Origin of the sequence: Puia sp. (genome assembly GCF_036500295.1) — a bacterium.
Lineage (GTDB): Bacteria > Bacteroidota > Bacteroidia > Chitinophagales > Chitinophagaceae > Puia.
In genome coordinates, this window is the sequence record NZ_DASYCH010000055.1 from 13,518 (window position 1) to 29,580 (window position 16,063).

At 56.3% G+C, this 16,063-nt stretch carries 11 protein-coding genes; 8 read left to right on the forward strand and 3 right to left on the reverse strand.

Annotated elements, in window-relative coordinates:
* The first annotated feature begins 40 nt into the window (after positions 1-40).
* Positions 41-1,063, forward strand: a complete 1,023-nt coding sequence (locus VGM48_RS11410) for an acetamidase/formamidase family protein (protein WP_331579130.1) — start codon at positions 41-43, stop codon at positions 1,061-1,063.
* A gap of 23 nt (positions 1,064-1,086) precedes the next feature.
* On the opposite strand, the gene VGM48_RS11415 is transcribed toward VGM48_RS11410, so the two are convergent.
* Both VGM48_RS11415 and VGM48_RS11420 read right to left on the reverse strand, forming a co-directional pair.
* Complete coding sequence (locus tag VGM48_RS11415) at positions 1,087-1,848, reverse strand: LytR/AlgR family response regulator transcription factor (RefSeq protein WP_331579132.1); 762 nt, start codon at positions 1,846-1,848, stop codon at positions 1,087-1,089.
* 21 nt (positions 1,849-1,869) lie between these two features.
* Complete coding sequence (locus VGM48_RS11420) at positions 1,870-5,010, reverse strand: histidine kinase (RefSeq protein WP_331579134.1); 3,141 nt, start codon at positions 5,008-5,010, stop codon at positions 1,870-1,872.
* A 193-nt stretch (positions 5,011-5,203) separates the two neighbouring features.
* Between VGM48_RS11420 and VGM48_RS11425 the strand changes: the two genes are divergently transcribed.
* The 5 genes from VGM48_RS11425 (at position 5,204) to VGM48_RS11445 (ending at position 13,434) form a co-directional block, all read left to right on the forward strand.
* Positions 5,204-5,830: a DUF4242 domain-containing protein gene (locus tag VGM48_RS11425; RefSeq protein WP_331579136.1), complete on the forward strand. Its 627-nt coding sequence runs from the start codon at positions 5,204-5,206 to the stop codon at positions 5,828-5,830.
* A gap of 205 nt (positions 5,831-6,035) precedes the next feature.
* Entirely contained in the window at positions 6,036-7,373 is a 1,338-nt protein-coding gene (locus tag VGM48_RS11430) for an ATP-dependent DNA helicase (RefSeq protein WP_331579138.1), read from the forward strand.
* Positions 7,374-7,502: 129 nt separating this feature from the next.
* On the forward strand, positions 7,503-9,881 hold the full coding sequence (locus tag VGM48_RS11435; protein ID WP_331579140.1) for an ABC transporter permease: 2,379 nt from the start codon (positions 7,503-7,505) through the stop codon (positions 9,879-9,881).
* A gap of 9 nt (positions 9,882-9,890) precedes the next feature.
* Positions 9,891-11,054, forward strand: a complete 1,164-nt coding sequence (locus tag VGM48_RS11440) for a family 20 glycosylhydrolase (protein ID WP_331579142.1) — start codon at positions 9,891-9,893, stop codon at positions 11,052-11,054.
* Between the two features lie 46 nt (positions 11,055-11,100).
* Positions 11,101-13,434 carry a Plug domain-containing protein gene (locus VGM48_RS11445; RefSeq protein ID WP_331579144.1) on the forward strand — a complete coding sequence of 778 codons (2,334 nt, stop codon included), beginning with the start codon at positions 11,101-11,103 and terminating at the stop codon, positions 13,432-13,434.
* 34 nt (positions 13,435-13,468) lie between these two features.
* Here VGM48_RS11445 and VGM48_RS11450 read toward each other — a convergent pair whose 3' ends face one another.
* Complete coding sequence (locus VGM48_RS11450) at positions 13,469-13,945, reverse strand: hypothetical protein (protein ID WP_331579146.1); 477 nt, start codon at positions 13,943-13,945, stop codon at positions 13,469-13,471.
* 105 nt (positions 13,946-14,050) lie between these two features.
* Between VGM48_RS11450 and VGM48_RS11455 the strand changes: the two genes are divergently transcribed.
* Positions 14,051-15,448, forward strand: coding sequence for a hypothetical protein (locus VGM48_RS11455; protein ID WP_331579148.1), 1,398 nt, complete (start codon positions 14,051-14,053; stop codon positions 15,446-15,448).
* Positions 15,449-15,605: 157 nt separating this feature from the next.
* Positions 15,606-15,863 carry a DUF6520 family protein gene (locus tag VGM48_RS11460; protein ID WP_331579150.1) on the forward strand — a complete coding sequence of 86 codons (258 nt, stop codon included), beginning with the start codon at positions 15,606-15,608 and terminating at the stop codon, positions 15,861-15,863.
* The last annotated feature ends 200 nt before the right edge of the window (positions 15,864-16,063 follow it).

Consider the following 16,063-nt stretch of genomic DNA (forward strand, 5'->3'; position numbering starts at 1 on the left):
GAAATGAATCGATATATTTACAGGGACCAAAACGACAAGTATGCTAAGAACAGGTCTCGCCCTCTTTTTTCTCGCATTTACCGGCTGTCTCTTTGCCCAACAGGGCTCGGAATCCAACCCTTACGTGCTGGAGCCCTCACCCACTACCGTGGCCTGGGGTCATTACTGGTCGGAATATCCGCCCGTGCTGAAGATCAAATCCGGGGATTTTGTAAAAGTTCATACGCTTATCACCTCCAATCCCGAACGCCTTGAAGCTGCCGGCGTCCCCGCCGGCCAGGTGGAAAAACAGCTTCGCGACGTGCAGTCGATGAAGGAAAAAGGACCCGGCGGCCATGTGCTTACCGGTCCGATCTATGTCGAAGGCGCGGACTCCGGGGATATCCTCGAAGTGCGGCTGCAGTCGATCGAACTGGCCATCCCCTATGGTTATAACGCCATCGGCTCCGCGGGCTTCCTCTCCGACGAGATCTTTGCCCGTAATATGCGCATTGTCCCCCTCGACACAAAAAAGATGATCGCCCACTGGGCCGACGGGATCGATATTCCCCTCCATCCCTTTTTTGGAAGCCTGGGCGTCGCGCCGCCAAAAGAAGCCGGCCGCTGGAACAGCGCCCCACCGTGGATCCATGGCGGCAACCTCGACAACAAAGAGCTTGTTGCCGGAACCTCGGTCTACTACCCTGTTTTTGTAAAAGGTGCGTTGTTCGAGATCGGCGACGGCCATGCCGCACAAGGCAATGGCGAAGTGGATATCACGGCCATCGAGACCTCGCTTATCGGAAAACTGCAGTTCATCGTTCACAAGGGTAAATCCCTCCGCTGGCCGCGCGCCGAGACGGCAACCCATATCATCTCGATGGGCTGCGATCGCGACCTCAATGCCGCGACCCATATCGCGGTCCGGGAAATGATCAATTATTTAATGGAAGAGAAAAAAATGACGAAGGCCGATGCCTATATGCTGTGCAGCGTTGCGGCAGATGTGGATATTACGGAATTAGTGGATGGGAATGTCGGCGTCCACGTCATGCTCCCAAAAAATATTTTCACGAAAAAATAACCGGACGCGCCTGCGGCGCGTCCTCAATAATTAAAAAGCTCTTTCATCCTCGCCATAAATACTTCTTTCTTCCGCCGCGATACCTCGATCACCATATCATTGGTCAGGATCACGCTGCCCCCTTCGCCGCGTACATATTCCTTGATATGATGCAGGTTAACCAAAAAAGACTTGTGGATCCGGCAGAACCCGCTTCGCTCAAGCAGCATCTCATACTCGATGATCGACCTCGAAGCGGTCAAAACTGTCCCATTCAACAGATGAAACATCGTATAGCTGCTGTCGCTTTCGCAATAGACCACATCCGCCAGGTGGATCACCCGAAACCCTTTCATATCGGGGATGCAAAGCTTCATCTCCGCCGGCGTCTGCACCTTGTGCAGATTGTACAGGAAGGTCTCCACCTGCTGCGCCGAGGCCTTATCCGCGATCCGCAGCCCCGCCCGCTTCACGGCCTCCACCATCAGGTCCTCATCCACGGGTTTTAACAGATAGTCCACGGCGCTGTACTTAAAGGCCTGGATCGTATATTCATTATGCGCGGTCACGAAGATGACCTCGAACGGTACCGGACTCAGCTCGTTCAGCAGATCGAACCCATTCTTCTCGGGCATGGCGATGTCCAGAAACACCAGTTCCGGGCCAAGTTCGGCGATCCGGTCCAACGCACTCCGCGCATCCGCGCATTCGGCGAGGATATCCACGTCCGGGCAGTTGAGTTCGAGTAGCTTTCGCAGACTGCTCAATCCCCGCGGTTCGTCATCAACTATAATGGTCTTGATCATATCGATAGTTATTCCCGGTTATCAGACAAACATCTCCTCCTCATGCGCCGTCATGCTCAATGTTATCAACGTGCCGCTGTCATGCCGGCCCGGGATATCGGCCTTATCGCGGATGCTGAGCGAACAGCTCATCTGGTATTTCTCATTCAGGACCGCGATGCGTTGCCGGATATTGGCGATACCCATGCTCCGGTGCATCGATTTGTGATTATCCTTGTTTTGCAGCGACTGCCGGATACCGATGCCGTTGTCGTCGATCTCGCAGACAAGCCGGCCGGAGTCGAGGTAAAACTGGATCAGCAACTGCTTGTCCTTATCCTTCGGCTGCAGTCCATGCCAGATGGCATTCTCCACCAACGGCTGGATCAGCATCGGGGCCAGCCGGATCTCATCGATATCGACATCCGCCTCCGGTGAGGTGATGATGCGATAGGAGAAATCCGAGAACCTCAGCTGTTCCATCTCCAGATAACTGGCGAGATATTCGTTATTCTGGCGCAGCGTGATAAAGGTCTGCCGCGAATGTTCCAGGTTGAGCCGGATCAGGCGGGCAAACCGGCTCAGATAGCGGCTCGCATTCCGGTTGTCCTCATGCAGGATCATCTCCCGGATGCTGTTCAGCGCGTTGAAGATAAAATGCGGGTTCATCTGTGCGTGCAAGGCCTTCATCTCATATTCCGCCATCTGTTTGTCCAGGCTCAGCTTCTCCCGAAGCCGCCCCACGCGGATGCGATAGATCATCAGCACCGTCGCCAGGAGGAGGATGCCTGCCAGCGCCAAAAACCACCAGCGCTTCCACAAGGGGGGATATACGATGATCGTCAGACTCTTCATCTGATCGGGCCACCGGTTGTTGGCCGAGAAAAGCTTTAGCGTGACATGGTATTCCCCCGGCGCGAGGTTGTTAAAGCTGACGCTCCGCTGCCAGTTGAGCAGGCGCCAGCCCGTATCCGTCCCCGGCGTCAGCCGGTAGGCAAACCGGTTTCCTTCGGGGTTGGTAAAATTCACGGCGTTGAAATTGATCTGCAGGTTGTTATCCGAATTACTCAGTTCGATCCTTTCCGAATTGGCCGGCACCGTACCCTTTGCCGTACTGATCCCATCGAAGAACAACGACGGCGTCTTTTGCGGGCGTAGCGGAAGATCGGGACGGAAACTGATCAGATGGCGCTTGCTCCCGAAGTAAAAGATATTCTCCCGCTCATCATAATAGAAGCCCTTGGCCGTCGAGGTGATCGCCACCGTCGGCAGGCCATCGGTATATGGAAATGATCTGCTGCTGCCGTTGCGGATATTAAATCCCATGATCCCGTTCTCCATCCCCAGCCAGATATTCCCATGGATGATACAACTGCTGTTCAGTACATCGCCATCCGTCAGATAATTCTCTTCCTTGCGCATCTCCGTCGTATAATTATCGCAATTAAACTGCAGGATGCCGTTGTTGAAGGAATAAAGCCAGAGATTGTTCTTCTCATCGCAATCGATGATCAACGCATAATTCGGCAGTTTGCGTGCCAGCGACGGATAGGGGATCAATGTATCGATGGCCTCCTTGCGGCCGTTCCACCGGCAGAGCCCGTCTCCCCCCAGCCACATATTCCCCTTCAGGTCCTCCCCCATGCTGAAGCAATATGTGATCTTCATCTGCGGCCATTGCCGCTCGGAGATCTCCAGGAACTCCCGGCGCTTCGGATCATACCGGACCACGCTGTTCAGCCGGCCGAAGGAGATCCAGATATCCTTTTGCCGGTCGACACAAAAACAAAGGGTATTATAATCCGCGATCCAGGCCAGGGCAGGCGGAACGACGACCCGGCCGCTTGTGAACCGCTTCCGGTCCACCCAAAACAACCCCATCCGCGTACCCACCCACAGGGTATCGGCGCTGTAGGGAATGAACAGATTGATATCGTTGCTGATGGCTTCCTTGTCGCCTAAGACTATCCGGCGTTTTATCTGCTTGGTCTCTTTATCGAGTACCAGTACGCCGCCCTTGTTGCGCAGCCCGACAAAGAGATTGGCGGAGTCCGTCCAGATCGTTCGGATATTGCAATTCCGCAGGTCGGGCATGTCGCCGGAGAGATCGTAGGCCGTAAAGAAGGGACTCGACAGGTTCTCCTTGTACAGTCCCTCGTTCGTGCCTACCCAAAGCCGGCCTTCCCGGTCCTTGAACACCGTCGTACACTGTTTGCCCTCCAGGTATTTTGCACAAAGGCTGATCGTATGGGTCCCGGGGCGGTAGTGCAGGACATAGACCCCGCTGGCTTTACAGGTGATCGCTATCAGGCTGTCGGTCAGCATGATGATCTTGCTGTCCCCTTCGTCGATCTCCTTGTTCCCGTCGAAAGGCAGCGGCATCTCCCAAACCCTTCCTGTTTTGAGATCGTAGGCGTCGAGCGTATTCTTCTCGGCGACATGGATCAGTAGTTCGTCCTTTCGTCCCGCATAACAAAGGCGATGAAGCTGATGTCGGTCCAGCAATGCTTTCTTTAGTTCGGGTTGCCGGTTGGCGAAGAAGGTGTCGATCCGGTTGCGGTCCACTTCGTAGTTTGAGAAGACCACGGCATTCTCCTGCAGGATATCACCGTTGCCATATTCATACAGGCTGCCGCCGAAGATCAGCTCCTGCCGGCCGGCATCCGCCGGCAGATAATGATCATATCGATTGACGATGACTCCCGTCGAATCGAAGACATACAACCCTGTCTTTGTGGACACGACATAGTTACCGCGTCTGTCGCGGGTCGCTTCATAAACATCGTTCGCCCAATAGGAAATGGAGGGGTCGCAAGGCACTGTCAGCCGGTGATAGTCCCGGGTGCCCGGATTGTAGACGAAGGCGCCGGCGACCGTGCTGCCGATCATCACCTCGCCCTGCATCTTCAACATCGAAATGTGATTTGCGGGCAACGACATCTCGGCTGTACCCGTGTAGTAACTGGTGAAGAAGCGGCCGTCAAAGCGGTTCAACCCCTTTCGGGTCGCCACCCATATATAGCCAAGGGAATCCTGTACGATCCCCGAGATGTAATTGTTGGAGAGCCCTTCCGTCCTTGTGTAGTGTGTAAAGCTGCTGTCGCCAAAGGACTGCCCATTCGATGCGAAAGCGATCGAGCAGGCACAAAAAAGAAGAAACAGGAAAGATCGGGGTTGGCGCATAAAGCTTGTCCGGGAGTTGGTTCCAGCGAATAAAATTACAACCCAAAATCAACAAATGCAGGGCGATTTTTTTGCTTTCCGTTCCCGAAAGAAAAGACGCCGCTCGCTGTCCGATGGCCTCCACTCCTTAGATTGGGGTTTTGCGCATACATCATTTTTGCTTACTTGCGGCCAATAAAAACAAATAAAAAAAATGAGATCCCCCATCAGTCTCTTGATGCTAATTACACTCTTTCTCCTGAGTTGCCACCTGCGGACTCAGGCTCAAAACACCAATCCCGCGCAACCACCCACTCACCTTTATATCGACGTTCACTATCTCGAGCCCGGCAAAGTAACGTATGCCGCCGTGGCCGATGCCCACAGAAAGGACCTCGCTGTCGAAGACAAGTACGGCGTCAAATTCGTAAAGTTCTGGGTCGACGAAGCCGGCGGTAAGGTCTACTGCCTTTCTTCCGCACCCGATACCGATGCCATTAAAAAGACACATGCCGAAGCCCATGGCCTTATGCCCGGGTCAATCTATCTCGTCACGGATGGCGCTGAAGCCGTTGCCGATCCGGGCAAGGACTTCTATCTCGACGTGCATAAGGTCGGCCCGGGCAAAGTCACCGCCGGGGCCGCCGCCGAGGCCCATAAAAAAGACCTCGCGACGCAAAAGAAATATGGCGTCAACTTCGTCAACTACTGGGTCAACGAGCAGGATGGCGTCATCCTCTGTCTGTCGCAGGCCGCCGACTCCACGGATGTGCTGAAGACTCACAAGGAAGCCCATGGTCTTATGCCGGAGTACATTATAAAAGTCAAACAAGGAAATTAAGCTTTTACAAACCATATACCATTAGATCAAGATTATCCTAAGGGTGATGACCATTGCGCCGCCGGGTCGGGCGGCTCGCAAGAAATACATCCCCGCTGGCAGGGCGGGCGGTAAGTGGAGCAGATGAACCTGCTCCTTGCCGCCCACCTGCATTTTTTGCTTTTGGACAAATGGGTTATTTTTAACTGACCATAAAACAAACCCTATGTGTCCGCTCCTTCGCCTTCTGCGCGATAAACAACACCGCCTCTTCCACAGCCGGCCCCGCCTCGTTATCACCGGGGAATTCCGCCAGGCCTTCGACGCCATGGAGAACAGCAACCGTTGCGTCTATGTCACCGGAAAGGCCGGCACCGGCAAGTCCACCCTGCTCACCTGGTTCCGTCAACAAACGAAAAAACGCCTCGTCATCCTCGCGCCCACGGGCATCGCCGCCCTCAACGTCGACGGCGCCACCATCCACTCCTTCTTCCGCCTGCCACCCAGCGTCGTCGAACCCAACCACATCCGTCGCGATCCCGAACGTGCACCGCTTTACCAACGACTCGACACCATCGTCATCGACGAGATCTCCATGGTGCGTGCCGACGTCATGGATGCCATCGACCAGACCCTGCGGCTGCACCGAAACAACGACACCCCCTTCGGGGGCGTCCAGATCATCTTCTTCGGCGACCTCTACCAACTCCTACCCGCCGTCACCCGTGAACTCGACGGCTACTTCCATTCCCGCTTCGGCGGCGCGTGCTTTTTCAATGCGCGGGTATTTGACCGCCTTCAACTTCACTACTTCCAGTTACAAACCATCTTCCGTCAAAAGGACGAAACCTTCAAACAACTGCTCAACGCCGTCCGCGAGAATACCGTCACGGACGAACAGCTGGCGCTCCTCAACACCCGCCATCTGCCCGGTCATGTTCTGCCACCCGGAGACCTCCGGCTCACCCTCACTACGACCAACAAAGTAGCCGATGCCATCAACGGCGAAAGGATGAACGGCCTCCGCGGCAAAGCCCATCGCTTCACCGCGACGGTCGGGGGCAACGCCGATTTGGACAAGGGTCCTGCCGACGCCGTCCTGATCCTGAAAAAACACGCCCAGGTGATGCTCCTGAAAAACGACCCCGACAAACGCTGGGTCAACGGAACCCTCGGCCACGTCACCCGTATCGGGAGGGACAAGATCACCGTCCGTATCGGCAAACACCGCTACGACATCGAACGCGCCGAATGGGAAGTCCGCGACTACCGCTACAACCCGCAGAAACAAACGATCGAACCCGGCACCGCCGGCACCTTCACCCAATTTCCCCTCCGGGCGGCCTGGGCCATGACCATCCATAAAAGTCAGGGCCGGACCTTCGACCAGGTCATCATCGACCTCGGCCCCGGTGCCTTCACCCACGGCCAGACCTACGTAGCCCTCAGCCGCTGCACCCAGCTTGCGGGCATCGTTCTCCAAACGCCTATCCGCCGCGAGGACCTGATCCTCGATCCGGGCGTAAAACAATTCATCGCGGCCCATACAAAGCCCGCCGCCTGACGCACCCGTTGGGCGTTCCCCGCGGTTGCGGGCCGGGCTCTCGGTCGCGCACAGCGCTCCTGCCGATCCCTAACGCGGCATGCAACATTCCCGCGGGCCAGCCGTCTTTCCCCTACCAACCAACCATCCATGTTTACCAACAACCTCACCATCGCCTGGCGCCGCCTCGTCAAAGACCGCCAATTCACCCTTCTCAACCTCCTCGGGCTCTCCACCGGCCTCGCCTGCACCATCCTCATCTACTGCTGGGTTGGCGATGAGCTCTCGGTCGACAAATACAACCATACCGATAGCCGCCTTTACCAGGTGCTCCTCAACTCGCCCTCTGCCGACGGCCACGCCATTACCACCGCCGACTATACCCCCGGGTACCTCGCAGCCACCCTGGTAAAAGAGTTCCCCGAGGTCGAAGCCGCCGTGCCCGTCGTTCCCAACCCCTGGCATGATAAGAAAGGCGTCCTCACCGCCGGCGAAAAAGCCATCACCACCAATGCCCTATTCATCGGCAGGCAATTCTTCGAAATCTTCTCCTTCCCGCTTATCGCCGGCGACAAACAGCAGGTGCTCCGGGACAGGAACGATATCGTCATCTCCACCGATCTTGCCCTCCGGCTCTTCGGGACGACCGACAACCTCGTCGGCAAAACCGTCGAATGGAGCCCGAAGGATTACAGCGGGGTCTATCGCATCTCGGGCGTCTTCCAAAAGCCACCCGCAAACGCGACGATGCAGGTGGATCTGGCGTTTAACTACGATCTCTTTCTCGACCGGAACCAAAAGCTCCTCGACTGGCGGAACAATGATCCTTCTACCTATGTCCTGCTAAAAAAGACCGCCGGCATCGACAACTTCAACCGGAAGATCGCCGGCCTGATCAAAAGCAAAAACGCCGGGACCCAATCCACCCTCTACGCCCAGCAATATTCCCAACGATACCTTCACGGCGGGTATGAGAATGGCCGCCCTGCGGGCGGCCGGATAGAATATGTCCGGCTCTTCTCCATCATCGCCATTTTCATCCTCCTCATCGCGGGCATCAACTTCATGAACCTCTCCACCGCCAAAGCCGCGGGGCGCATAAAAGAGGCGGGAATAAAAAAGGTCATCGGCGCCAGGCGTTCCGCCCTCGTCGGTCAATACCTGGCCGAATCCCTGCTGCTCACTACGATCGCAGTCCTGCTCGCCGTCGGTCTTGCGGCGCTGGTCCTCCCGCAGTTTGGTCAGCTGACAGGAAAGCAACTTTTTCTCCGCTTCGATGGCCGCTTCCTCAGTGCGCTGGCAACCATCACCGGCTTCACCGGTATTCTCTCCGGAAGCTATCCGGCACTCTATCTCAGCGGCTTCAAACCTGCCGCCAGCCTCGCCGGAAAGTTGCCCGGCACCGTTAACGAACTGCTTATCCGAAAAGCGCTGGTCGTGTTTCAGTTCACCCTCTCCACGCTGTTCATCGTCGGTGTCCTCGTCGTCTATCGGCAGATGAACCTCGTCCAGACCAGGAACCTCGGCTATAACCGCAGCCATCTGCTCTACTTCCATCCTGCGGCCGACTCTTCCCTCGCCGACCTCCTCCGGGCGGTAAAAAATACTCCCGGCGTCCTCAACGCCGCCAACTTCGGGCAGAACATCACCAACCGCGACGGCGGCACCTATGACCTCAGCTGGCCGGGAAAAGATCCGGCCGCCAAGATCGTTTTTACCGATCTCGCCATCGGCTACGACTTTATCGAGACCGCGGAAATAAAGCTGAAGGCCGGCCGGTCCTTCTCCCGCCAATACGGCAATGAAACGAGCTCGGTTATCTTCAACCAGGCGGCCATCGACATCATGGGGATAAAGGATCCCATCGGGAAGACTGTGCGTCTCTGGGGTGAGGACCGGCAGATCGCCGGCGTCGTCGACAACTTCCATTTCCAGTCGCTTCATGAGGTGATCAAACCCTGCTTCTTCCAACTCAACACCACGGCCTGGGCCTCCAACATCATGGTCCGCATCGCTCCCGGTGCCGGGCAGCCGACGATCCGGCGGCTGGAAGCCCTTTATAAAGCCCGCAGCGGCGGTCTCGCGCTGGAATATAGCTTCCTCGAGGACGACTATCGCCGGCTCTACGCCGCGGAAACCCGGGTAGCGCTCTTAGCGCGGTACTTTGCTTCGCTGGCTGTGATCATCTCCGGTCTCGGACTCTTTGGGCTCGCCGCCTACACCGCGCAGCGACGGCAAAAGGAGATCGGCATCCGAAAGGTCATCGGCGCCGGCGTGGGCAATATCATCCGATTGCTTTCCCGGGATTTCCTCCGGCTTACCGGCCTCGCCCTGCTGATCGCCTTCCCCGCGGCAGCCTGGCTTATGACCCGCTGGCTTCATGGCTTTGCCTACCGGATCGCCTTGACGGCGGATATCTTTATCTGGGCCGCGGCGGCGACCATCGGTATCACGCTGTTGTCCATCGGCTGGCAATGCCTGCGTGCAGCATGGGTAAATCCTATCACGGCCCTGCGAACAAATCCGTAACTTGGTGGAATGAGAAACTACCTGCTTCCGACGATTGCCGTCATCGCCTTTTTCCTGACGCAGCCGCAAACGACTCGAGCCCAGTCGCAGCAAACGGCACAAGCCCAGTCGCCCCAAACGGCGCCCACCCAACGCCCCCTCGACAGCCTGGTACCGGTCAGGGGTTTCTGCATCGACGCCCCGCGGCCCGCAGGCGTCGACTCCTTTGTCCATTTTATCAATGAAGAACTCGCGCCCCGCAAGGTCAATACGCTTCTGCTGCTGGTAGACTATCATTATCAGTTCAAGACCCATCCGGAGTTGACCGATAGCTTCGCCCTGTCCAACGCCGACGCAAAGAAGATCGTAAAAGCCTGCACCCGGAATAATATCCGCATCATCCCCCAGATCAACCTCCTGGGTCACCAGGGATGGGAACAGCATCCGGGTAAACTGCTGCAGGCTTACCCCGAATTCGATGAGACGCCGTGGGTACCCAATCCCGAACATTATGTCTGGCCCAATGCCGACAATCTATATTGCCGCAGCTACTGCCCGCTTCATCCCAAACTGCATGAGGTGCTATTCGCCGTCATCGACGAACTCTGCGACGCCTTCGAAAGCAATGCCTTTCACGGGGGAATGGACGAGGTCTTCTATCTGGCAGAAGCCAAATGTCCGCGTTGCGGCGGCCAGGATCCCGCATTGATCTTCGCAAACGAGGTCCGGGCCATCCACGACCATCTTGCGCAGAAGGGCCGGGAGTTCTGGATCTGGGGAGACCGGCTCATCGACGGCAAGACCACCGGCATCGGTCTCTGGGAGGCAAGCTATAACAACTCCTGGCGCGCCATCGACCTCATCCCCAAAGACGTGGTTATCTGTGACTGGCATTACGAACGCCCCGACAAGACGGCGGTCTACTTTGCCATGAAAGGCTTTCGCGTCGTCACCTGCCCCTGGCGCAACTCCGAATCCGGGATCGCGCAGGTCGACGACCTGGTCCGCTTCCGTGACGGCTCGACAAAAGAAATGAAGCCCCGGTTCTATGGCATCGTCGAGACCACCTGGAGCCAGACCCGCCTCTTCCTCAATGGCTTCTACGGCATCGGCCAGACGGGCACAACGCGACCCAACACCGCCTGGAAATGCTTCCGGGACGTCTACCAGCACATCGGCAGCCTAGGCAACTGAATACCATAAAATAAATGGTATATTAGTAGGACCATTCAAAACTACTATGCCATCCCGCAACTGCTTGCTTGCCCTCTTCGCCTTGCTAAGCCTATCCGCCAACGCTCAAACCGGCACAGACAACCTGGCCGGGCAATTCATAAAATATATCCGGGCCGGCCATTCCGAAAAGATCGTCCTGCTGACGGACAAAACAAGCTACGTCGCCGGCGAGACTATCTGGTTCAAAGCCTGGTGTCTCGACTCCCTTTCCAACCGGTTCACCCACACCAGCAAGACCCTCTTTGTCGATCTCGTCAATGACAGGGACAGCGTCGTCAGCCAACTGTTGTTCGATCTTTCCCGGCTTCGTACCAATGGCTCCATCCTTCTGCCCGGTTCGCTACGGGAAGGTTATTACTGGCTGCGGGGTTATACGGCTGCTATCCTCCGGACGGACAGCGGTCGCATCGCGGTAAAACCGCTGTATGTTGTCAATGCCGTCAAACCCGATCCGCGTGCACTGTCCGCCTATACACATAACAACGTTCCGGAACAAGCCGATACCAGCGCCCCGCAACTGATCTTCTTCCCCGAAGGCGGCCCGGTCATTTCGGGAACGACGGCAACCATCGCCTTCCGCGCCACCGGCAGCAATGGTCAACCGGTGGACGTCAGCGGTTATGTCACCGACACCCGCAACGATACCGTCGTGCGCTTCACCACACAGCGGCCGGGGATCGGCAAGTTCAGCTTCGATGCGTTCAATCCAAGAAAATATACGGCTCATACAAAAGGCCGGAACAACCGCGAACGCCTCTGGCCGCTTCCCGTCATCGACCAGTTTGCGTATCAGTTGACGCTCATCGCGCAGGCCGAACGAACGCTCCGCCTGCGGGTATCCCTGGGTGATTCTCTTTACAAAAAGAACAAGGTCTCGCAGATCCTCGGCATCAGCCGCGACAGCCTCTGCTTTGCGGCGAGGGGCACCGATATGTATGAGGTCACCGTACCGGCGGACAACTTCCCTGCGGGAAAAGCCACCTTCTTCCTCTTCGACGACCAAAACCGGCTTGTCAGCCAGCGGGCCGTCTGGCTCGAAAAGCAGGCGGCCGATCCCGTCACCGCGGCTACTACAAAAGCGGTCTATGGTCCCGGGGAAAAAGTGGACCTCAACATCAGCGTAGCCTCTGCGAGCAACAGCCAACCGGTAAAGGCGCTGTTCACGATAGCGGTGACCGACAACCCCGGGGATGCGCCGGCCGCCACGCCGCCGCTATCGCCCGAAGAACGCGACCTTCTCATGCTTCTCCAGCGCCCCGTCTATCAAAGCTTCCCGACGCCGATCGCGGCAGACAAGGGCACGGCAGACTCTGCCACCCAGGAGAAGACCCTTTTTCAGCTCACCGGTGTTGCGCTTGACAAGGCAGACAAACCCCTCGCCGGACATCTCGTCAATATCTTCAACGGCGACAAACACATCTTTCAGTTGGATACGACCGACGCAAAAGGGAATTTCCGCTTCGATCTCCCCGACTATGACGATGGGACGTTCTTTAATCTGAAAGTCACCAACCTGAAGGGACAGGGACAGGAAGGAAGGGTCAGCTTTGACAAATTCGATTTCCCGCATTTCAATACTCCCGCGCGTTTGAAGAAGGGCTTTACGCCCGCGGAAATTGCGGGCATCCGGAGCTACCGGTCGCACCGCATGACGGACACCCTGGTAATGGATAAAGTGGGGATGCTAAAGCCGGTAACCGTACAGGGGAACAGAGGCGCGCCCTACGATCAGTCACGCCGCGTAAGCCCCTTCTCACAGATCATCACCTCCGATGTGTTCAGCAATGGCGGCATCGAGGCACTCAACAATGCTATCCGTAATGTGCCGGGCTTTAACACCGGCGTGGGGAGTATGTCGTCGACGGTCAAGATGGGACAGGGCACCGGCACGATGGGTATCCAGCCGCTGATCGTAATGGACGGGGTGCAGCAGTCATTGAGCACCGACGTAAAAAGCTTTCTGCAGACTCTTGATCCGTATAACATCGACTTTATCGAGATCCTGAACGGTCCGCTGACGGCGATGTACGGGGTGCAGGGAGCGGGAGGCGTCATCCTGATCAACACCGTCAACCAGCGAAAAGGGATCTCTGCCGTCAATGATAAAGGCGTTGCCACTGTTTATCCCAAGGGCTATTATACGCAACCGCCGTTCATGCCTGCCGGCCACCCGCCATCCACCCTCTTTTGGGACCCCGGCCTGCTCACCGACAATAGCGGTAAGGCGACCCTGCAATTCATGACCGCCCACGAACCCGGCGCCTGGTCGGCCAGCATCACCGGCATCACCGAACGAGGCGAGATCCTTTACAAAAAGATCGCGGTAAAATGTCAGTGAACCGACACCGCCGCGATCCCGGAAAAAAGCCGTCTTACTGTACCTGCGGCCGGGCATCCCCATAATACCTGCTGGCGCTCAACGACACCGGCAGCCCGATCACCACTCCAAGGAGTACCGCATCCAACAACGCCTTCTCAATATTGACAGTGGCAGACGGCAGCGCGCTTAGCGGCAGGACCACAAGATTCATGACACTCCAGATAAAAAAGCCATAAAGCAGGCCCGCGATATATTTGTTTAGTCCGAAAATTCTATTTTTACGATAGAGAAAGAAAAAGAAGAGAGTAAAGCAAGTGACGATAAAATAATGGAAGAAGATGCCCAGGAGGATCACCGGCACTCCACCGTTCAACGAATTTTTCAACCCGAGCGCACCTCCGGCGATATATTGGAACATCTTTGTCGATAGCCTGCCGTTACGGATATAGCCGGCGGTATAGGCATAGGTGAGGTCAAGGGAGCCGGCAATCAGTACCGTAAGAAACAACCTTTTGTAGAAGGGACTCATTTTTATGGATTTAAGCGTAATGGATTCCCTTCAAATCTCGGAACCCTGCTGATAAGATCCCCTTCAAAAACCATTCAAAAACAACCAAAACGCGAACAGCAGCATATGACCGACCGCCAATTGATCGAACTCGGGGCACAGGAACTGGCCGCCCGTCACGGCTTCGCCGATTGGAAGGAGATGCGGCAGCGCGACCTGGAATATTTGTGCCAACGCATCGAAGAGAGCTCGGGCATCCTGATCAGCCTTTCGACGATCAAACGTATCGTCAACGGGCAATACAACAGGCTCCCGCAGGTCGCCACGTTAAATGCGCTTTCGGTTTACCTTGGTTATGCTGATTGGCAGGCTTTTAAAGGGGCCAAGCAACAGGCGGCTGCGACCACGGCTCCGCCGGGCGCCGAACCCGCTGCTCTGCTGGGCGCCGAACCCGCTCCACGGAGCGTCGAACCTGTTGCTCTGCTGGGCGTCGAACCATCTGCTCCGTCGCAGGCATCCACCCCTGTCACCCGCCCGCCGATCGCGCCATCCCCCGATATCCTTCGCCGCCGTCCCTCCTACCCGCTTATCGGCGCCGGCGTATTGTTCTTTGTCCTGCTGGCCCTGCTGTCCTGGAACTATTTCTCGTCCAACGCGGACCACCCGTCAAAGGCCTCCTTCGGCATCCGCCGGACCACGGTAAACGCCGTTCCTAATACGGTCATCTTTACCTATGACATCGACCATGTCCCGGGCGACAGCTTTTTTATCCAGCAATCCTGGGACAAACATCGCCGGGTAAGGATCGGAAAGGGCAGCCACACCCTTACCGACATCTATTATGAACCGGGCTATCACACGGCCAAACTCATCGCCAACGAGAAGATCATCGCCACCCTAGGGGTCAGCATCCCCACCGATGACTGGTTCTTTTACAGCAAGGAATCCCTGAGCCAGGGACTGCCTTCCTATATTCGCACGGCCAACCCCATCCGCAATGGCATCCTCGGCCTGGAGAAACAAGACCTCGTCGCCAACCACATCGACCCGGAGAAACCGCAGATCTTTCTCTGCAGTTACTTTCCCACCAACATCGGGACAAACGCCGACAACTTCCGGCTCAACGCAAGGATCCGCATGACGGAACTCCGCAACACCCCTTGTCCGATGATCATGCCCGAGGTTTTTTGTCAGCACGGCCTCATGTATTTCGTTTGCACGATGCCCGGCTGTAGCGGCGAAGGCGGTGACATCAACGCGCAGTTTGGTGAACATTTTGTCAATGGAAAAACCAACGATCTCTCGCCGCTGTCCTTCGACGTCCACGCCTGGCACAACATCGAAATGATCGTTGACCGGAAACGGGTCAGGATCTCCATCGATGGGAAAATGGTGCTCACGCAATCCTATAATGTCTCCGCCGGCCTTATCACCGGCCTCGGCTTTCACTCCAATGGCCTCTGTGCCGTCGACAGCATCCGGCTCACCGGTCTCGATGGGAAAACCGTCTATCCGGCGCAGTAAAAACTCCGCCATCGTCCCTTTTTCTTCCTTTCACTGAGCCATTACCGCGGTGAGCAAAGAGAATGCGGAATCCGTTAGGTACTCCGACGGGTTTCCCGTAACTTATCAAAGCACACCTGCTGTTAGCTACGAGTCCTTCCAACTAAACCTTTACTTCATGAAAAAGCTAAAACTTATCCTAACCACCTCGGCTATCATCGTTGCCGTCGTCGCCGCCTTTGCGCTTCGGGAAAACAGCCGGGACTGCTCCGGGATCAAGCAGTATTATTATGATGGTGCGCATTACAAACCGGCGGGACAGCTGGGCACCGACTACCTCTGCATCGCTTCGCACGATACCTGCACCTGGTTCCAGGATGCCAATTATTATTTGCCTTGCCAGATAGGAACCTATAAGGCCATGCCGGGCAAATAAGGGTGCGGCTTCCGCCGCGCCCGTCGCACAAGCATCCCCAGGCCCTCGCCCGCCATTCAATGCAAAAAAATCTCAGCCGATCTGCAAATTTTTTGCATAAAAGCGCTGAAAAAAATTTATATTTGGATTGGCCCAAAACTATACTACCATGAATCGCCGGGAAATCCTCAAAAGACTTTCGCTATTGCCGCTTGCGGCTA